The organism is Pseudochrobactrum lubricantis, from assembly GCF_041929865.1.
Taxonomy (GTDB): Bacteria; Pseudomonadota; Alphaproteobacteria; order Rhizobiales; family Rhizobiaceae; genus Pseudochrobactrum; species Pseudochrobactrum saccharolyticum.
The window spans coordinates 347,989-367,545 of sequence record NZ_JBHEEE010000002.1; the positions used below are offsets into that span (position 1 = coordinate 347,989).

A 19,557-nucleotide genomic window follows, 5' to 3' on the forward strand; every position below is an offset into this window, starting at 1 on the left:
TTCTGTCCCCCCATTTTGGTTTTTCCCATTTCTGACTTTATTGCACCGGTTCAAAATCCTTGCCGTTAAAGCGCATCAGCCGGTAGGAATTTTCCTGCCGCAAACCTGCAGGTGTAAAGCTGACGGTGCCACCGGCTGTTTCAAAACGGGTTGAGTATAAAAGCTCGGCAGCGGTTTTTTGCGTTTCTGACGGATTGATCAGGATCTGTGCGGCAATTTGCAGGGCGCTATAGGCCTCTAATGCATAACCGTCAGCCTTCATATCCTGCGTATCCGGTTGCTTTTCAGCCATAGCGGTAATGGCTTTAACTGCGCTTTCTGCCGAAGCCTGTGTAGTGGCTTCAGGAATGGCACTCATCAGCAGCCCTGCTGGCAACGGGTTTTGCGGATCACCGCGCAGAAATGTTTCGCTGCCTGCTATTGTCAAAGGCCAGTTGGCAGCTGCTGCACTGCGGGTAATGACTGAAGCATCATCTCCTTCACCGCCGAGCAGAATATGGTTGATACCCGCACGTTTCAGCCGTGAGATTAAAGCATTTTGCGAGGTTTGTGCCGGACGGTAAGTGTCGGTCAATGCCGGTTCAAGGCCACGGGATTTGAAAGCCAGCAGAGCATCGCGCGCAAAGTCACGACCCTGAACGGTTCCGTCTTCAATCAAAGCAAAAGGAGCGGTGCGCCAGAGGGGGGCGAGCTTATCAGCGAGAACTGCCGTTGCGAGCTTACGATCCGGCTGCAACCGGAAAATACCGAAACTCTGTCTGGTTTCCTGCTCAAGAATTGTTGGCTGGCGGCTGCCGAGGCTGAGAATGGCTATGCCGTCTCGCGCCAGTACCGGTGCCGCACCTTCCAGCGATTCACTGCACAAATAGCCGATAACGACTTTGATTTTGGCTTGTCTGAGTTTCTCAGCTGTGGCTGCATCCTGATCCGCTTTGCAAGATTCCTGCATATAGACAAGGCTGACCGGATATTGGTTTTGAATTTTAGCCGCTTCCGCACCAAGCATGATCTGTTTTGCCAGCGTGGCATAAGGCCCTTCAAAAGGGGCAACAATACCGATTTGCAGGGGAGAATTATCAGCCTGTGTCTGGCCGTGAGCAGTGCTCATGGTCAGCGCTGATAGTCCGGTACAAAGACAGTAAAGCGTGGCGGCAAGTCTCATGAGATGCGGGTTCAACCTTGATAAGAAAATTCTGCCCTCAGAGGTAGTGTGTTCTGCATCTGCTTGCAATGGCTTAGTATCTGATCCAAAACCGCCTGACTTGGCTGCAAATGGCAATTTTCTCCGCTTCCGTACTCACATACATTAAGTGCACTCCGTGCGGATGCTCAAAAATCACCATTTTCGCTTGTGTCAGTCGCTTTTTGATTCAGATACTTAAACTTGTTCTGGCCACACCTACGTAACTGTGCTGATTTTCTGTTGCCGTCTTTAGAATTCTGCTTTTATAGAGTTAAACGACAGTCCTCACTGTCATTTGATTGCTAAAATCGAAGAGTTGGTACTGTAAAGTGGGCACCGGACGTGTAAGAGGGTGTTGAAATCTTATGCGCATTTTATAGTGGTGCACTGGCAGAGCGATATAAATGAATATGGTAAAGTCTATTGTGACGACAAATCAGGCTGTGGATCCGCTGAACTATCGCAATGCGATGAGCCAGTTTGCCGGTGCTGTGAATATTGTGACGACTGATGGTCCGGCCGGACGCCGTGCTCTGACGCTTTCTGCCGGTTGTTCCGTATCGGATAATCCGGCGACCATTCTGATCTGCCTGCAGCGTGTGCATACAGATAATCTGATGTTCATTGAAAACGGTGTTTTTGCTTTCAATGTGCTTCATGCGGGGCAAAAAGATCTCGCGGAGGCTTTTGCCGGCCGCAATCACCTGACCATGGAAGAGCGTTTTGCCTTGGCTGAGTGGGATGTGATGGCAACAGGCTCGCCGGTTCTCAAAGGCGCGCTGGCAAGTCTCGATTGTAAGATCATCTCGCGTCAGGATCATGCCACGCATCATGTTCTGTTCGGGGAAGTGCTGGCCTTGCGGCAGATTTCTGCGGAACAGTCGCAGGCCGAGGGCAATGAAGCGCTGGTTTATCTCAACCGCTCCTATCATCAGCTCAAAATCTGAAGCCTGTTAATTAAACGAGACTTGGTTTGACAAAAAAGCCCGTGCGCAGCACTCTGCGCGCGGGTATTTTTATTATGAGAATGCTCAAGGACTAAAAGGGGAGGCTGCAAAGGGAGGTTGCAGTGGGAGTTTTGGGAATTTCATTGCGGCCTGCGGGGGCGCTGGTTCTGGCTGCGGGATTATTCTGCGCTGGTATGGCTCATGCGCAACCGCAGTTACAGCCTTTCAAAGACGACTTGTTTTCTGCACAGACCGTGCTGAAAAGCGCCGATGGCGGCAATTATCTCATCCTCGATTATAATGAAATGCGCGACATTAACGGGCGCGACACCATTGTAGAGAAGCGGGTGCAGGATAAATATGTCTCGCTGAAAATACGGGCGCAGCAGAAGGATGTTGCTGTGCCGACTGCAGCGGGCGTGGTGAAGACCTATCAGGTCGGCAAATTGACACCGCAGACCTCCATGATTGTGCTCTATCTCCATGGTAAAGGCGGCAACCGCCATCAGGGCGTGAATGACTTTACATTTGGCGGTAATTTTAACCGGCTTAAAAATCTGGTGGTGCAGGGCGGCGGTGTTTATCTCGCTCCGGATTTTTCGGATTTCGCAGCCAAGGGAACTTCAGAAATTTCCGGTTTGATTGCTGCCATGAAGCAGCAGGCACCACGCGCCAGGGTGATTGTCGCCTGCGGTTCAGCAGGTGGTGTGCTGTGCTGGCAATTGACTGCGGATGCAACTGCGGCGCAGCAGATTGACGGGCTGGCATTGCTTGGCTCTCTCTGGGATGACCAGTTCCGCAAGAGCGTTGCGTTTAAACGCAAGGTTCCGGTTTTCCTAAGCCATGGCAGTCGTGATCCGGTTTTTGCGATTGACAGTCAGGAAGCTTTTTACCGGTCTTTGCGCAAAACAAAGGGCGGATATCCGGTGGTGATGCATCGTTATGAAAGCGGCAATCACGGTACGCCGATCCGCATGACAGACTGGCGGGTGGCATTGAACTGGCTTGTCAGCAAGGCTCCATAAAATCTGTTGCGGATAATGGCCGTGCAGGACATTTTGACTGTGGAGCATGAAGGATTGTTGGTCAGTGTGACTGTGCTGCCACTCGACATTTGGGAAAAAGCGAATAGGTTCGGCTCAGAAAAAAGTGACGATTTCACTGCAATAACATCTGTTTTATGAATGAGGCATGGTATGCGCACCAGCACAGGTTCCGCAAAACGTTTTGTACTTCTGGCAATGTTTGCTCCGCTGGTTGCCGCCTGTACCACAACATCCAACACAACTCCGGCTCCGACAACGACTGCTGCACAGGCGCCGGTTCCGGTTGCTTCGCAAATGCCGAGCTTCCCGCAATTCGTGCGCAGCAATGTAGCGCCTGAACTGGCAAATCCGTGCATTACAGCAGCGGCTAACCGCTACTATATTCCGGAGCGCGTGGTTACTGCTGTAGACAGCCGTCCGGGCGGCGGTGGCAATACGGATGTGATCCTGAAAGTGGATTCCCGTGATGCACGCTGCACAATCAGCGCCAACGGTACTGTGCGTTCGGTTGTTGATACCAGCCCGATGAGTGCCGATCAGCGCGCAGCCAATGAAGCTGCTGCAAAAGCGCCTGCAGCAACGCCTGTCAAGGCTGCACCTGCGAAAAAAGCCGCAGCAAAACAGAAAAAAGCCAGCTGATTTTTTAGAGCGCCGTGCGCCCTCCCGGGCGCACAAAGGTCGCTCTAACATTTTATAGGCTGAGAATTACAAAAAGCCGCTCTTAATACAGAGCGGCTTTTTTGTTTGAGAAAATGATTCCGATAGTGCTGCTAACCATCTGAAATCATTGTGTGGATAAAGAAAAAGGCCGCGGTCGTGAGACACGCGGCCTGATTTTTAATGATGTAAGAAAATCAGCGTTTGAAGCCTTCACTGGCAACCATCAGATTGCGTGTATAGTCTTCTTTCAGATTGCCCTTGGCGAGATCATCAGCTTTGAGTTTCTCAACAATCGTACCGTTCTGCATTACCGCCAGCTCATCACACATATGGGTGATAACTGCGAGATCGTGACTGACCATAACGAAGGTCAGTTTACGGTCGCGGCGGATTTGCTCCAGCAGGTTGAGCACTTCCGCCTGAACGGAAGCATCAAGTGCGGAAGTCGGTTCATCCAGCAGCAGAATGCTTGGCTCGACGATGAGGGCGCGTGCAATCGCAATACGCTGACGCTGACCACCGGAAAGCTGGTGCGGATAGCGGAAGCGGAAGCCGGAGCCCAAGCCTACTTCATCCAATGCACGGACAATACGCTTCTCCGTATCTTTGATGCCGTGGATAGCCAATGGCTCAAGCAAGAGGCGATCTACAGTCTGGCGCGGGTGAAGGGAACCGTAAGGATCCTGAAACACCATCTGTACCGTGTTATAGAAGGCCTTGTCACGCGGGTTTGGTATTGGCTTGCCGTTGACCTCAATCTTGCCGGAAGAGGTTGGTGCCAGTCCTGCAACTGCGCGCAGCAGTGTGGACTTGCCCGAACCGGATTCACCGACCAGACCAAAGGAGGAGCCATTAGCAACCGTGATCGACGCATCTTTCAACGCGTGGAAGTCATTGAACAATACATTGAGATTTTCAATAAACAATGCCGGATTGGCAGATGTTTTTGTACTGGTACCGGTCATACGCTCCACTCCGCCTGACGTTGCAGGGTTGGCAGCGGATGACGGTCAGCGCCGATCTTAGGCATGCAGTTCAGAAGCCCCTGAGTATATGGATGTTTTGCATTGGCCAGATCGCTTGCGGCAATTTCCTCAACAATACGACCGGCATACATCACGATAACGCGGTCGCAGAATGAGGAGACCAGACGCAGATCGTGGCTGATAAAGATCAGCCCCATACCGCGGTCTGCCACCAGCTTGTCGAGAATACCAAGCACTTCAAGCTGAACGGTGACGTCGAGAGCCGAAGTCGGCTCATCGGCGATCAGCAGCTCAGGCTGGGCAATCAGCATCATCGCGATCATTACGCGCTGTCCCATACCGCCGGATACTTCGTGCGGATAGAGATCAAAAACGCGCTCCGGATCACGGATCTGTACCGCTTCCAGCATCTCCAGAGCCTTCTGACGGGCTTCGGATTTGTTGACCGGTGCATGAGCCGACAGGGTTTCAATAATCTGGCGACCAATGGTCATAACCGGATTGAGCGAATATTTCGGATCCTGCAGAACCATGGCCACGCGGCTGCCGCGCAAAGCACGGCGTTCTTTTGCAGAGATGCCGAGCAGATCAATACCATCAAATTCCAGACGCTTGGCTGTGATTTTTGCATGGGGCGGTGTCAGCCCCATGATGGCGCGGCCGGTCTGGGATTTACCCGAACCGGATTCACCCACAATACCCAGACGCTCACGTCCCAGTGTGAAAGACACGCCGCGAACAGCCTCAATCGAGCCGGTGCGGGTAGGGAATGATACCCGCAGATCGTCAACATAAAGCAGCTTATCACTCATTGGTTGTTGCCTCGCGGATCAAGAGCGTCACGCAGGCCGTCACCAAGCAGGTTGAAGCCAAGGCTGACAATGAGAATGGCCATGCCCGGTACAGCGGCTACCCACCACTGGTCGAGAATGAAACGACGTCCGGAAGCAATCATTGCACCCCATTCAGGCAGTGGGGGCTGAGCACCGAGACCTAGGAAGCCAAGACCGGCAGCAGTCAGAATAATACCGGCCATATCCAGCGTCACACGAACGATCAGCGAGGACAGGCAGAGCGGCATAATATGACGGATGACGATACGGGCAGGGGATGCGCCCATCAGCTTCACAGCTGAAATATAGTCCGAATTGCGAAGTGTCAGTGTTTCCGCACGGGCAATACGGGCATAAGGCGGCCATGAGGTAATCGCAATCGCGATAACCGCATTTTCAATGCCGGGTCCGAGAGCCGCAACAAAAGCGAGCGCCAGAATGAGCTTCGGAAAGGCAAGGAAAATATCGGTAATACGCATCAGCAGCGCATCAACCCAGCCACCGGCATAACCGGCTACAGTACCGACCAGAAGGCCGACCGGTGCCGACAGAATAGCAACCAGCAGAACAACATAGAGCGTCCAGCGTGAGCCGTAGATCAGGCGGGAGAGAATATCGCGCCCCTGATCGTCTGTACCGAGCAGATAGCCCGGTGAGCCCATTGGCAGCAGGCGTGAATTGGCCAGATCACCGGAAACCGGTGAATGCGGTGCCAGCCATGGTGCAAAGGCAGCCACAAATACCAGCAGACCGATGATAATCAGGCCGAGTACCGCAAGTTTATTCGCGGTAAAACGGCGCCAGATCATGTAGGAACGGCCGAGTTTGGCCTGTGCACGGGATTGCGGACGCTCAGTGAGCAGCCATTCCCGCCATGTTTCTTTTGGAAGTGTTGTCTCACTCATCGTGCGCGCGTCCGTGGGTCGAGTGTCCGATAGAGCAGATCGGAAAGCAGATTAAGGGCAATAAACACAGAGCCGATGATAATAGTGCCGCCGAGAACAGCATTCATATCAGCGCTTTGCAGAGAATTGGTGATGTACAGACCAAGACCCGGCCATGAGAACACGGTTTCAGTCAGAACCGAGCCTTCCAGCATACCGGCATAGGACAGGGCAATCACAGTCACAAGCGGTACAGCCGCATTGCGCAGAGCATGACCCCAGATGATCTTGGTTTCGCTTAAGCCCTTTGCACGCGCTGCAACGATATATTCCTGATCCAGTTCATTGAGCATGAAAGAACGGGTCATGCGGCTGATATAGGCCAAAGAGAAATAACCGAGCAATGATGCAGGCAGAATGATATGCGAGAGAATATTCCCCAGCGCATCCCACTGGCGCTGAATAATCGCATCCAGCATGTAAAGGCCGGTGATCGGCGTGAAGGTATATTCATAAGCCACGTCAATACGACCCGGACCGGCAACCCAGCCAAGCTTGGCGTAGAAAATCAGCAGACAGATCATACCGAGCCAGAAGATCGGAACGGAATAACCGAACAGACCGATAACGCGCACCAGCTGATCGATGAAGCTGCCGCGCTTTACAGCCGCGAGCACACCGAGCGGAATGCCGAAGACAGCGCCGATCAGCGTGCCGATTGTTGCCAGTTCCATTGTCGCAGGGAAAACGCGCTTGATATCAGTCATAACCGGATTGGAGGTCAGAACCGACATGCCGAAATCGCCGGACAGGGCTTTTTGAACATAAATAATGAATTGCTGCCAGATCGGCAGATTTAATCCTAACTCTTCGCGGGTGCGCTCAATAACATGAGCCGGTGCGCGGTCACCGAGAATTGCAAGAACCGGATCAATCGGAATGACGCGACCAATGAAGAAGGTCACAGCCAGCAGTCCGAGATAGGTTGTGATGACGACCAGCAAGAAGCTCCCGATCCCGAGAGCCCATTTGCTGATCCGGGCGTTTTTGCGCCCGGATGCTGTAATAGTGGTTACACTCATACCGTATTATTTCTTCGATACGTCGTAGACAGAGTTGGTGGTGAAGGTCACGCCCAGCTTGTAGTTTTCGACATTATTGCGGTAAGCGGCAACTTCAGTCTGCTGGAACAGAATGACAAACGGACCGTCATCAAGCAGTTTCTTCTGCAGGTCCATATACATCTGTGTACGCTTCTCAGTGTCGCGTTCCAGAACAGCAGCTTTGGTTTCCTTGGTCAGCTCAGGAATATCCCACGCGTTGCGCCATGCCAGTGTTTTGGCCGATGCATCGTCTTTATTGTCAGGATTGCTGGCAAAGGTGTCCGCATTGGTGTTCGGATCCCAGTAGTCTGTGCCCCACTGACCGATATAGAGATCATGCTTGCGGGCACGATATTTGGTCAGGGTCTGTTTGCCGTCGCCCGGAATGATTTCCATCTTGATACCGGCCTGAGCAAAAGTCTGCTGAATGGATTCAGCAATACCGGTGACTGGCTGGCTGGAACGCACATCCATGGTGATGTTGAAACCGTCTTTCAGACCGGCTTTCTCCAGCAATTCCTTAGCCTTGGCTACGTCGAGCTTGTACGGTTTTTCATCCGACGCGCCGAGCAGACCCTTTGGCAGGAATGTCTGGTGCTGAACACCGATATGTTTAATCAGTGTTGATTCAATCGCGCTGTAATCAACGAGATATTTCAGAGCTTCACGCACTTCAGGCTTGGCCAGAGTTTCGTTTTTCTGGTTGAGGCTGAAGTAATAAACGGTGCCCTTTGGTGCGGATGCCAGCGAAACGCCTTCGGTCTTGGCAATCGCATCAATGTCGCCCGGCTCAAGGTTACGCGCTACGTCGATATCGCCTTTTTCAAGCATCAGACGCTGGGTCGCGCTTTCCTTGACATAGCGGTAAATCGCGCGTTTCAGCGGGGATTTGTCGCCACGGTAATTGTCATTGCGTTCCAGAACAACGATTTCATTGGCGCGCCAGTCGCGGACAATCATCGGGCCTGAACCGGCATAGTTGGTCTTCAGCCAGCCATAGCCGTAATCACCGTCTTTGGCGTTTTCTTCAACCAGTTTCTTGTCAACAACCGAGGCCACGTCAGCGGTCAGGCAGTTCAGCACGAAGCTTGGCGCATAGGACTGGTCAACAGTGATAACCAGTGTATTGGCATCAGTTGCCTTGATCTTCTCTTCCACATTATCCGGCTTGAAACCGAACTGGGTGAGGATGAAAGACGGGCTCTTGTCGATTTTAACAGCACGGATGAGCGAGTAGGCCACATCTTCAGCTGTCAGCGGGTTGCCGGAGGCGAACTTCTGGCCTTCACGGATTTTGAAAGTATAGGTCAGGCCGTCTTCGGAAACTTCCCAGCTTTCCGCAACGTCGCCGATGACCTTGGATGCATCATTCGGGTCGAGACGCAGCAGGCGGTCATAGGTGTTGCCGAGGATTTCACCGGTGGAGAGCTCGAAAGATTCCGCCGGATCCAGCGTAATCATGTCATCGAATGTCCAGCCCAGAACCAGCGTATCGGCCGGTGTTGCGGCCTGCACTGCTGCTGCGCTGACAAATACGCCCAGAGCGGCGGCGGCTGCGAGATAACCAAAACGATTTAATGTTTTAATCCCGTTGGATTTTTTAATCATTATATACCCCATATTTCATCCCAAATGATTGGCCGTTCAACGTGCCTGCGATACTGAAAACACGTGTATCGCACCGTGTTATTTTCTTTCTGCCGAGCTAATCCGGCAGAAAGATTTTTATCTATCATATGATTGAATGGCAGGACTCCGCAAGGAGGCTGACACTTGTCGTCAACTGATTGTTTTTGTGCTTTTTTATGATTGCTCAGTGGTGTTCATGCCAGGCAGAGCGCAGCACACGCAGCCAGTTTTCACGACAGATTTTTGCAAGATCATCCTCGCCATAGCCCGCTTCCCGCAGCGCCTGAACGAGATTTTGTGTACCCGCAGCGTCCGTAATACCTTCCGGTATCGGGCCGCCGTCATAATCCGAGCCGAGAGCCACACCATCGATGCCGACTTTCTTCACCAGATAATCAATATGGCGCACCATATCGCTCATCGGTGTGGCCGTATTCACCTGACCATCTGCGCGCAGCATGGTGGTGACATAGTTCAGGCCGACCAGACCATTGCTCTCGGCAATTGCATCCAGCTGTTTGTCGGTGAGATTGCGTGCAACCGGTGTCAGGGCATGGGCATTGGAATGGCTGGCAATCAAAGGCTGATTGCTGAGTTTGGCCACATCCCAGAAGCCTTTTTCAGTGATATGCGACAGGTCGATCAGGATGCCGAGGCTATTGCAGGCCTTAATCAGCTCTTTACCGGCATCGGTCAGTCCCGGTGCGGTATCAGGGCTCATCGGATAGGAGAACGGTACGCCGTGGCCGAAAATATTATGGCGGCTCCAGACAGGGCCGAGCGAGCGCAAGCCGGCCTGATAGAACAGTTCAAGTGCCTTCAGATCCTTGTCGAGTGCTTCACAACCCTCCATATGCAGAACGGCTGCAAAGTCGCCGTCTGCAATGGCATTGTCGATATCCTGACCGGTTCGGCAGATTTTCCATCCGCCTGCGCGTTCAAGCTTATAGGCAATGTCGATAAATTCGCTGGCGATGTCGAAGGAATAGGTGCGGTCAAGCGGGGCAGCAAGCGGCGTGTCGTAATGACCATTGCTGTCCGGTTCGTCAAAAATTGTTTCGCCGGTAGCAGGGTTGGGAATGTAAATGGCGCAGAGGCCGCCGGCAAGACCGCCTTTGCGGGAGCGTGGCAGATCAATATGACCCTGCGTGGTTCCTTCGATAAATTCCTTTACCGGATCTTCGCCTTTATTGCGGTTCTCCCAAAGACGAAGCAGCACATCATTATGGCCGTCAAAAACTGCTTGCATGATTAAATTCCCAATTTCCTCAGCTTAACTTTAAAATCAGGGAGCCTGTTCAAGTCAAGCTGCGGGGCACGATCAAGCTGTTGACCGGTTGAGGCAGCTCATAGGCGCGTACAAAAAAGCAGTGAAAATGACGAAGACAAAGAGGAAAATGCATCGAAAAAGTTATTATCCTGACATTAATCAGGTGGGGGAATGCAAAATTTGCATAAGCCTATGCTGAAAAAACAAACCATATTCAGAATGGATACGCTTATTCAAGCTTTTGTTTTTTATAATAAAATCAATGTATTTTAGCAAAAAATCTAAAAATATGAAAAAAGCGCCGTATTTAAGAAAATACGGCGCTTTGGTTTGTTTTGTTCAAATACTCAAGAATCAGAAGCGGTAATTAACGCCGGCTTTCAGAGTGTGGGTCTTGAGATTGTTTTCATAACGTGTGTCATTCACGCTGGTTTTTACGCCATTGTGACGCATATAGTTATATTCTGCTTTGACAGAGAACGGACCGGAGAGCTGTTGCTCAACACCAACGCCCATCTGTACGCCGCCAGCCCATTTGCTGCCGGATGTAACATTGTCTTTTGGTTTGAAACGGGTCAGGCCATAACCGACAGTACCGTAAACCAGAGTCTTGTCCATGGCATAACCGGCTTTAACCTTGGCTACACCGCTCCATGACTGCTGCAGACGGCCGCCATCCTGAATTTTATGTTCCGCTTCACCGAAGTTGCCTTCGACTTCACCACCATAAACGAAGTTGCCGGACTGGAAGTTCTTACCGGCGACGATACCGCCCATTGCCGAAGTACGGCTGGAGAACGGGCTTGGTGTTTTGGAAGAAGTGGTGCCGAGATGCGCGCCGACATAGTTACCTTCCCATGTCGCAGGCGCATCATAGCTCGATGAGCTGTCATTGTAGTTATAGTCATTATTGAAGGAATCTGCTGCGAAAGCAGAAGCCTGTGTAAGTGCCAGCGCGAGTGCTGCTGTGCTGATAAGTGTAAAGTGACGCATAGTCCGGCTCCGTATTTGCCATGTGAGGCAATCTTGAAATTTGTCTGGCGCCCGAGTCTTTTTAGTCTTGCGCCTTTGAGCCGGTTATGCCGGTTAATTGTGACCAATTTGGTTTGTTTATGTCATGTTTCTGTTAAGCCGGTCTTATTGTTTTATTTATAATTAATAATGGGTTAACAGGATTTTTGTGCGTATTTTTTCAGATAAGTCCGAGGCCGCGCATACTGATATGACCAGCTTTGCCGATGATAATATGGTCGTGTACAGCGATATTCAGCGGCGATGCAATCGAGATAATTACCTTAGTCATATCAATATCGGCGCGGGATGGTGTTGCGTCACCGGACGGATGATTGTGGAATAAGATCAGGGCAGTAGAGGACAGTTCCAGCGCTCGTTTGATGACTTCGCGCGGATAGACCGGTGTATGATCGACAGTGCCGATTTGCTGTATTTCATCGGCGATCAGGCGGTTTTTCTTATCAAGAAACAGGATGCGGAATTGCTCACGGTTTTCATAGGCCATTGAGGTCATGCAATAGGCGATGACCTTGCTCCATGAATCCAGCACATCCTTTTTCATGATTTCACTTTTGCCGGAACGGCGGGCACAGGCATTAAGCAGTTTGATATCCTGTGCCACGGCTTCTCCGCAGCCTGCAACTTCCCTTAGTAGTTGCGGTTCTGCCCCCAGCACACCGGCAAAACTGCCGAAGCGGTTGAGCAAAGCTTTGGCCAGCGGTTTGGTATCTGCCCGCGCAATGGTGCGAAACAACAGAAGCTCCAGCAGCTCATAATCGGCCAGAACGTCGTCGCCATGATTGTTGAAACGCTCGCGCAGGCGCTGACGGTGGCCGCTATAATGAGGCTTGTTTTTCTTCACTCCTGCAGAGGTTTTAACAGGCTGTTCCGGTTGCGGAGGTGTTTCTGCCGAACGAACCGGATGGTTTTCGGTTGCTCCGGCAGGCACAGACAAGCGGCCGGAAGGCTGTTGCATTATGCCAGCCTCGTTGAATATCTGCAGATGAAGTCTCTCATCAGCAGGCGGAAACAGATCTGTCTCATCCGCTGACGCAATTTTATTTGCCATACTGCAACGTGCCCCCGAATGCACAGATGGCTACCGCAGGGATGAGCGGTTTCCGTTTACAGATTAAACGGAAAATCTCAGAATGGTCTATCGGAAAATAGGCTTTAAGAGGCAGTTTAACAATTTAAGTATTTGATTATATTTCTTAAATTGTTTTTATGGCTGCGCTGATTGCTGTGTTGTGTCTGTCAGACCCGGCCAGTAAAAAGCATCTGCAGTCGGCCTTGGGCCAAAGATTGCCTGACCGACGCGGACAATATCCGCGCCTTCTTCAATCGCCGCCTCGAAATCACCGGACATGCCCATTGAGAGTTTGGTGATACCGGAATGATGCCGCGCCGCCTGATCGCGCAGGTTGCGCAGCAGCCGGAAGCATGGACGTACCTTATCAAGATCAGAGCTGAACAGAGCAAGGGTCATCAGGCCGCGCGGTTGCAGACGCGGAAAATCGGGCAGGCGCTCGATGAATGGCAGCAGATCATCGGGATGCAGGCCATATTTGCTCTCTTCACCGGATGTGTTGACCTGCACAAAGACATCCAGATCTTTGTTTTCACTTTCCAGCCGACGGTTCAGTTCCTCCGCAAGGCGAATACTGTCGAGCGCGTGAAACTCTGTGGCGAAACGTGTGAGATATTTGACCTTATTGGTCTGGAGATGGCCGATAATGCTCCAGTTAATCGCAAGATCATTGAGTTTCTCACGCTTATCACGGGCTTCCTGCAATTTGTTTTCGCTAAAATCTGTAATGCCTGCGGCAAACGCATAGCGCAGAATATGTGCGGGAACAGTTTTGGTAACCGGTAGCAGACGCACATCTTGCCAGTTGCGACCACTGCGCAAGGCTGCCGCAGCAATACGTTCCTGAACCAGCTGCAAATTCTGCGCAAAGCGAATTGCGGGTGTTTCACCAAAGCGGGCAATATCTTCGGTAGAAAGCGGGGTGAGCAGTTGATCCATGGCATGTGTCTTTCAGTCTTGCTGCCTTGAGTGCAGGCAAAATACGACACGGAGCATAGTATAGAAATGGCTGGCTTAGACCGGCCACTTTTGAATTCACTGGCAGGCCATTTGAAATTTCAGATTTTGATGTTCTGAAAAGCTGTTTTGAGCTTTTTAACGGCGGTTTCCAGCTCCGCCGGTGTATAGGCCGCAAAGCCCATCAGAAATCCGGCTCTGCCGCTGCCGGATGCATGAAGCGGCGATAGTCCCAGCAATTCGATGCCGACACGTCTTGCTGCATCAATGGCTGCACGTTCCGATATTTCGCAGATCAGCAGACACGGCATTTGCAAGCCGCCGATTGGTACACGCGGTTCAATAAATTCGCTCAGATGTATCCCGACGAGTTTTGTCAGAACGTCGAGACGCTCGGCGTAAATATTGCGCATGGCACGGATATGCGCACCGAAATGACCGCCCTCCATAAAACGCGCGAGTGTAAGCTGAGCCACGGATGCTGTATGACCATCCAGCAAGGTGCGCGCTACGGTCATGGGTTTAACCAGTTGTGGCGGCAGCACGATGTAGCCAATGCGAAGACCCGGAAACAGAGATTTGGTGAAAGTGCCGATATAGATGGTGCGGTCATGGGGATCGAGCCCCTGTACGCAGGCTGTCGGCTTGCCGGTATAGCGAAACTCGCTGTCATAATCGTCTTCGATAATCCATGCCTGATGTCGGGATGCCCATTCGATCAATGCCAGACGCCTGTCCAGCGCCAGTGTTGCACCGGTCGGAAACTGATGGGACGGGGTGAGAAACACGGCTTTGGCTTTAAGCGGGTCTTCGAGAATATGCTCGGCTATAATGCCTTGCCGGTCAACGGGAATTGGCACGGGAAACAACCCCGCCGCATCAAAGGCTCTGCGTGCGCCGTAATAGACCGGATCTTCAATGAAAATACTGTCGCCTGCATCCAGCAACATATTGGCGCAAAGTGTCAGTGCTTGCTGCGAACTGGTCAGCACCAGCACACGGTCGGCGGTGGCACGGGCGCCACGCTCCAGATTGACATAATCGGCAATCGCACGGCGCAGCGGTTCTGTGCCTTGCGGATTACCGTGCAGCAGCGCTTGCGTGCCGGTTTCTTTGAGAACCTGCCTTTCAAGCCGCTCCCAGAGTTGTATCGGGAAGCTGCAGGTTTCCGGCAGACCCGGTGCAAAAGGGCGGGGAACCAGTTGTTCACGCACGCCGCCGCTGCGAAACATGGCATTGCCGCGTTTACTCAGGTTCGGCGCTTGATTGCGGGCAAGCGCATCGCGTTGCGAGAGCCTGCGCCCCGCCGAGAAGTCAGTCATCTCGGCCACAAAACTGCCACTGCCAACCCGACGTTCAATAAAGCCTTCTGCATGAAGCTGGCTATAGGCAGCCTCAATCGTATCACGCGAGACATCCAGCGATTTTGCCAAAGCGCGGGAGGCGGGGAGCGGTTTACCCGATGCCAATACACCATTGACGATCAGCTGGCGGATGGCGCGCTGTATCCGTGCATGAAGCGGCATCGTGGCATGAGCCGGATGGGCAATCCATGCTTTGACAGATTCAAGTTGGGAGTGCCTGAACAATTGGTCTGGCTCCAAAGCGATAAGTGGATGGAGATAACAGACCATTCACAGGTTAAAAGTCAAGCGCATCATGACCATCCTGTGACCGTCGGCTTTATGCAGAACCGGCAGCGTCACAGCCATATTAGAGAGCCTGTCTTATGTCCCAGACTATTCCGCCACCATCTCCTTTGCGTTTCAGCGATCTGACCCATCCGGTTGTTGCCGGATTGATTTCGGTGATTGTCAATTACGGAGGAACCTTCATTCTGGTTTTTCAGGCGGCGAAAATTGCCGGTCTCAGTCCTGAGCTGACTGCGTCATGGGTCTGGTCTGTGTCTATTGGTGTCGGTGTAACGGGGCTGATGCTGAGCTGGTATTTTCGTGAGCCTATTATCACCGCATGGTCAACGCCCGCAGCGGCCTTTCTGGTTACTGCGCTGGCCACAACGCCTTATGCGGAGGCGGTTGGTGCTTATATTATCTCGGCGCTTGCTTTTGTCGTGCTGGGGCTTTCCGGCACTTTTGAGAAAGTGATCCGCCTTATTCCGGCAAGTATCGCTTCCGGCCTGCTGGCCGGTATTTTGCTTCAATTCGGTATCGGTGCCTTTGGTGGTGCAACCATTGATCCGCTGCTCGTTGGCGGGCTGATCGTGGCCTATGTTTTGCTCAAGCGCTTTACTGCACGCTATGCTGTGGTCGGAATTTTGGTGCTGGGGATCGGTTTCCTGCTGGTGCAGGGACGGGTGGATTTCTCCGGCCTTAGTCTCACACTGGCCGCACCGGTGTTTACAATGCCGGTCTTTTCGCTGAATGCGCTGCTGAGTGTGGCACTGCCGCTATTCCTCATCACGCTGACCGGTCAATATATGCCGGGCATGCTGGTGCTGCGGAATGACGGTTTTAAAACCAGTGCCAATCCGATTGTCACAGTTACCGGCCTCGGCTCGCTGCTCATGGCTCCATTCGGCTCCCATGCTTTTAATATTGCTGCGATTACGGCTGCGATTGCCACAGGGCGTGAAGCGCATGAAGACCCGCGCAAACGCTGGATCGCCGGTATCGCGGCAGGTTGTTTCTATGTGCTTGTCGGTGTGTTCGGTGTCACGCTTGCCGCGGTCTTCATGGCCTTTCCATCAACATTTATCACCACGCTCGCTGGTCTTGCTCTGCTCGGTACCATTGGCGGCAGTCTGGCAGGTGCGCTGGCTGATCCGAAAACCCGTGAAGCGGCTTTAATCACTTTTCTGGCCTCCGCTGCCAATATTAATTTGCTGGGTATTGGCGGGGCATTTTGGGGGCTGGTGATTGGTCTGGTTGCTTATATGTTGCTGAACGGACAGTTGCCCAAGCGGGATCGTGAAGCGCTGGTCGCTGTCAAAGAAGGAGTAAAGTAATGTCGCAGCCATTATCAATGCAGACATCAGTGATTTCCATTCAAAGTCAGGTTGTCTACGGCCATGTCGGCAATAGTGCTGCGGTACTGCCAATGCAGGCGCGCGGGCTGAATGTTGCGGCAGTGCCGACGACATTGCTCTCCAACCATCCGGGCTATGAAACTATGCGCGGGCGCGTGCTGGAACCGGAACTGGTGAGTGACCTGCTGCGCGGCGTGGAAGAGCGCGGCTTAATCAGTACCAGCCGCTATATTGTCTCCGGCTATCTGGGTTCGCGTGCCAATGGCGAGGTTGTTGCGGATTTTGTCAAACGGGCGCGTAAGATCAATCCGGAAATCATCTATATTTGTGATCCGGTGATGGGTGATACAGGTTTAGGCGTGTTTGTCGCTGATCCGGTGGTGGATTGTATTATCAATGAACTGGTGCCGCTGGCCGATCTCCTGACACCCAATCAGTTCGAAGTCGGGCTGATAACCGGAAGCGACGCTTCATCCTTTGATATTTTGCAGGAAAAGGTACGGCAGATACAGGCGTTCAACAATGCGCGTTTGATTGCAACGGGCTGTGTGTTTCCCGATACGCCTTATGGCTCGCTGGAGAATGTGGTGTTTGAAGGCGGGGAAGTGACAAGACTGACTTCGCCGCGTGTGCCCATTGTACCGGTGGGAACCGGCGACCTGTTCACCGGCACGCTGACGGCCAATCTGGCGCATGGCAACACTCTAACAGAAGCTGCACGTAATGCGGCGACGACAGTGCTGAATGTTGTCAGCCGTACAGCAGAGCAGGGCGAACATGAGATGCAATTGGGGAGTGCAATCGATATGCTGGTGCCTGCTTAATCCAAAAAAATGGCCGCGTCTCCGATGAGAGGACGCGGCCATTTTGTTATTTGTTGCCGGTGGTGAAGAAAATATCCTTCGGCGACAGTGTGAAAATCTCACAGCCGTCTTTGGTCACACCAATTGTATGCTCATATTGTGCTGTCAGCGAACGGTCGCGGGTTACGGCTGTCCAGCCGTCTTTCAGCACTTTCACATCCGGTTTGCCGAGATTGATCATCGGCTCGATGGTGAAGATCATGCCTTCGCGGATTTCCACACCATCAGTCGCTTTGCCATAGTGCAGAATATTCGGTGCATCATGGAACAACTGCCCCACACCATGGCCGCAGAAGTCGCGCACGGCAGAGCAGCGTTCTGCTTCTACATAAGACTGAATGGCGGCACCGATTGCACCGGTTTTTGCGCCGGGCTTCACCGCTGCAATACCACGCAGCAGGCTTTCATAGGTGACTTCCATCAGGCGCTCTGCAGCGCGCTTGATCTGGCCGACCGCATACATGCGACTTGAATCGCCATACCAGCCATCCTGCAGGAAGGTGATGTCGATATTGAGAATATCGCCTTCACGCAGCGGCTTGTCATCAGGGATACCGTGACAAACAACGTGGTTGATTGAAGTACAGGAGCTTTTGGTATAGCCGCGATAATTCAGCGTGGCAGGAACCACACCGCGATCGGCACCGAATTCAAAAACAAAACGGTCGATCTCATTGGTGGTGACGCCCGGTTTGACAATATCATTCAGTGCATCAAGACATTCGGATGTGATTGCGCAGACCTTGCGCATGGCTGCAAAACCTTCAGGTCCGTAAAGCTTGATCTGGCCTGTATATTTAAGCGGGGCGCTGTCGGCATTGACATAGGTTACCATCGGGTGATCCGTATATATGTTAGGACAGCACTCAGGCTGTACCGGAATTGACTGCCTTGCGACTAAGACAAAGCAAAAGATTTACAGGTTCAGAACGGGAACCGTCTGATCCGCGATAATTGATTCAGGACTTATGTGGCACCGAATTGCGTAAGCCTCAACCCCATGCTGCCGCGCATTCGCAAATGCTGCGGCATAAGCAGGATCAAGATCGCCGCATATGGACAGAGAATCGCAATCCTGACGCTGAATAACGAAGACCATAACACCGCGGTGACCGGCTTTGATCATCTCGCTGAGCTCAACGAGATGTTTGGCACCACGGGCGGTTACGCTATCGGGAAACTCTGCCAGTTGTCCTGTGCGTTTAAAATGCACATTCTTGACCTCTACATAGGTCTGCTGATGCGTTTCTCCAAGAAGCAATAAATCAATGCGGGAGTTCTGCCCGTATTTTTGTTCGCGCTTGAGCGTGGTGAAGCCGGATAATTGCGGAATCATGCCGGACAGGATCGCTTCCTCAGCAATTTTATTCGGCAGGCCGGTATTGATTCCGACCAGAGTGTCGTCGGCCTGAACGATTTGCAGCGTATGGGCATATTTGCGAGTCGGGCTGTCGGATATGCTGAGCCATGCTTCTGAACCCGGCGTGGTCAGGCCGCGCATGGAGCCGGTATTCGGCACAGATGCGGTAATCAGTTCACCGCTATCAAGCCGGATATCCGCCAGAAAACGTTTATAGCGCTGCAATAATGTGCCGCGAATAAGGGGAGAAGGAAAAAGCATGTTTCTGGTTAGATCAAAGCTGATCTGAATGCAAAACTGAATTTTTATTCTTGGAGATTTGTTTCTGGAAAACTGAATTTCTCAAGAGAGAAAGTGGTACGCCCAAGGGGAATCGAACCCCTGTCTGCGCCGTGAAAGGGCGCTGTCCTAACCGCTAGACGATGGGCGCCTGCCGGTGAGCGCTGTATAGCTAAGCCGTATTGAATGCGCAATAGGGAAAATGCAAAAAAATACAAAATATGTGAAAAAAATCTGATGCTTATGAAAAAGCAACGAAACAGCCGGAATCAGAATCGCGGCGGATTAAAGCGCGTTACGAAGTTCGGTTTCGAGTGTTTTGATTTAGTTCAGAAGGGGTGATTTTATATCTGATTCTGAGATCATTCATCTTCATCAGCCTGGAGAAGATGGTACGCCCAAGGGGAATCGAACCCCTGTCTGCGCCGTGAAAGGGCGCTGTCCTAACCGCTAGACGATGGGCGCCT

18 protein-coding genes and 2 tRNA genes are annotated in these 19,557 nt (G+C 52.2%); 5 read left to right on the forward strand and 15 right to left on the reverse strand.

The genetic code is table 11. From position 1 onward, the window contains the following. Nucleotides 1–37: 37 nt before the first annotated feature. Nucleotides 38–1,108 (reverse strand): ABC transporter substrate-binding protein, encoded by a 1,071-nt coding sequence (locus JNC80_RS06095; protein ID WP_376709793.1) that lies wholly within the window; start codon nt 1,106–1,108, stop codon nt 38–40. A gap of 479 nt (nt 1,109–1,587) precedes the next feature. On the opposite strand from JNC80_RS06095, the gene JNC80_RS06100 reads away from it, so the two are divergent. The 3 genes from JNC80_RS06100 to JNC80_RS06110 all read left to right on the forward strand — a co-directional run bounded on the left by JNC80_RS06100 (nt 1,588) and on the right by JNC80_RS06110 (nt 3,815). Beyond that, nucleotides 1,588–2,130 (forward strand): flavin reductase family protein, encoded by a 543-nt coding sequence (locus JNC80_RS06100; protein WP_022709840.1) that lies wholly within the window; start codon nt 1,588–1,590, stop codon nt 2,128–2,130. A 194-nt stretch (nt 2,131–2,324) separates the two neighbouring features. Beyond that, nucleotides 2,325–3,155, forward strand: coding sequence for an alpha/beta hydrolase (locus JNC80_RS06105; RefSeq protein WP_376709897.1), 831 nt, complete (start codon nt 2,325–2,327; stop codon nt 3,153–3,155). A 171-nt stretch (nt 3,156–3,326) separates the two neighbouring features. Further along, nucleotides 3,327–3,815, forward strand: a complete 489-nt coding sequence (locus tag JNC80_RS06110) for a hypothetical protein (RefSeq protein WP_376709794.1) — start codon at nt 3,327–3,329, stop codon at nt 3,813–3,815. A gap of 215 nt (nt 3,816–4,030) precedes the next feature. Here JNC80_RS06110 and JNC80_RS06115 read toward each other — a convergent pair whose 3' ends face one another. The 10 genes from JNC80_RS06115 to pdxR all read right to left on the reverse strand — a co-directional run bounded on the left by JNC80_RS06115 (nt 4,031) and on the right by pdxR (nt 15,191). Next, entirely contained in the window at nt 4,031–4,801 is a 771-nt protein-coding gene (locus JNC80_RS06115) for an ABC transporter ATP-binding protein (protein ID WP_151159964.1), read from the reverse strand. After that, nucleotides 4,798–5,634: an ABC transporter ATP-binding protein gene (locus tag JNC80_RS06120; RefSeq protein WP_376709795.1), complete on the reverse strand. Its 837-nt coding sequence runs from the start codon at nt 5,632–5,634 to the stop codon at nt 4,798–4,800. The genes JNC80_RS06115 and JNC80_RS06120 overlap by 4 nt, the downstream gene beginning before the upstream one ends. After that, nucleotides 5,631–6,560, reverse strand: coding sequence for an ABC transporter permease (locus JNC80_RS06125; protein ID WP_022710892.1), 930 nt, complete (start codon nt 6,558–6,560; stop codon nt 5,631–5,633). Before JNC80_RS06125 ends, JNC80_RS06120 begins: the two co-directional genes overlap by 4 nt. Continuing rightward, complete coding sequence (locus JNC80_RS06130; RefSeq protein WP_022710893.1) at nt 6,557–7,621, reverse strand: ABC transporter permease; 1,065 nt, start codon at nt 7,619–7,621, stop codon at nt 6,557–6,559. Before JNC80_RS06130 ends, JNC80_RS06125 begins: the two co-directional genes overlap by 4 nt. 6 nt (nt 7,622–7,627) lie before the next feature. Continuing rightward, entirely contained in the window at nt 7,628–9,250 is a 1,623-nt protein-coding gene (locus JNC80_RS06135) for an ABC transporter substrate-binding protein (RefSeq protein ID WP_376709796.1), read from the reverse strand. 205 nt (nt 9,251–9,455) lie between these two features. After that, a complete protein-coding gene (locus tag JNC80_RS06140) occupies nt 9,456–10,520 on the reverse strand; it encodes a dipeptidase (protein ID WP_151159966.1) in 1,065 nt (354 codons plus the stop codon). A gap of 375 nt (nt 10,521–10,895) precedes the next feature. After that, nucleotides 10,896–11,534: an outer membrane protein gene (locus JNC80_RS06145; RefSeq protein WP_151159969.1), complete on the reverse strand. Its 639-nt coding sequence runs from the start codon at nt 11,532–11,534 to the stop codon at nt 10,896–10,898. 199 nt (nt 11,535–11,733) lie between these two features. Next, nucleotides 11,734–12,531: a RadC family protein gene (gene radC, locus JNC80_RS06150; RefSeq protein ID WP_376709797.1), complete on the reverse strand. Its 798-nt coding sequence runs from the start codon at nt 12,529–12,531 to the stop codon at nt 11,734–11,736. A gap of 249 nt (nt 12,532–12,780) precedes the next feature. After that, nucleotides 12,781–13,584, reverse strand: coding sequence for a YggS family pyridoxal phosphate-dependent enzyme (locus JNC80_RS06155; protein ID WP_376709798.1), 804 nt, complete (start codon nt 13,582–13,584; stop codon nt 12,781–12,783). A 119-nt stretch (nt 13,585–13,703) separates the two neighbouring features. Then, complete coding sequence (gene pdxR / locus JNC80_RS06160) at nt 13,704–15,191, reverse strand: MocR-like pyridoxine biosynthesis transcription factor PdxR (protein WP_376709799.1); 1,488 nt, start codon at nt 15,189–15,191, stop codon at nt 13,704–13,706. A gap of 140 nt (nt 15,192–15,331) precedes the next feature. Between pdxR and JNC80_RS06165 the strand changes: the two genes are divergently transcribed. Together JNC80_RS06165 and pdxY are read left to right on the forward strand one after the other, a co-directional pair. Continuing rightward, a complete protein-coding gene (locus tag JNC80_RS06165) occupies nt 15,332–16,567 on the forward strand; it encodes a benzoate/H(+) symporter BenE family transporter (protein WP_376709800.1) in 1,236 nt (411 codons plus the stop codon). Further along, nucleotides 16,567–17,412 carry a pyridoxal kinase gene (gene pdxY / locus JNC80_RS06170; protein WP_376709801.1) on the forward strand — a complete coding sequence of 282 codons (846 nt, stop codon included), beginning with the start codon at nt 16,567–16,569 and terminating at the stop codon, nt 17,410–17,412. The genes JNC80_RS06165 and pdxY overlap by 1 nt, the downstream gene beginning before the upstream one ends. Before the next feature lie 46 nt (nt 17,413–17,458). Here the strand turns inward: pdxY and map are convergent, their stop codons facing one another. From map to JNC80_RS06190, 4 genes are all read right to left on the reverse strand, one after another. Beyond that, a complete protein-coding gene (gene map / locus JNC80_RS06175) occupies nt 17,459–18,286 on the reverse strand; it encodes a type I methionyl aminopeptidase (protein WP_022710902.1) in 828 nt (275 codons plus the stop codon). Between the two features lie 81 nt (nt 18,287–18,367). Then, nucleotides 18,368–19,072, reverse strand: coding sequence for a DNA/RNA nuclease SfsA (sfsA, locus tag JNC80_RS06180; protein WP_376709802.1), 705 nt, complete (start codon nt 19,070–19,072; stop codon nt 18,368–18,370). A gap of 94 nt (nt 19,073–19,166) precedes the next feature. Next, nucleotides 19,167–19,241: transfer RNA gene (locus JNC80_RS06185), tRNA-Glu, on the reverse strand. Between the two features lie 239 nt (nt 19,242–19,480). Further along, nucleotides 19,481–19,555: transfer RNA gene (locus JNC80_RS06190), tRNA-Glu, on the reverse strand. Nucleotides 19,556–19,557: the final 2 nt, after the last annotated feature.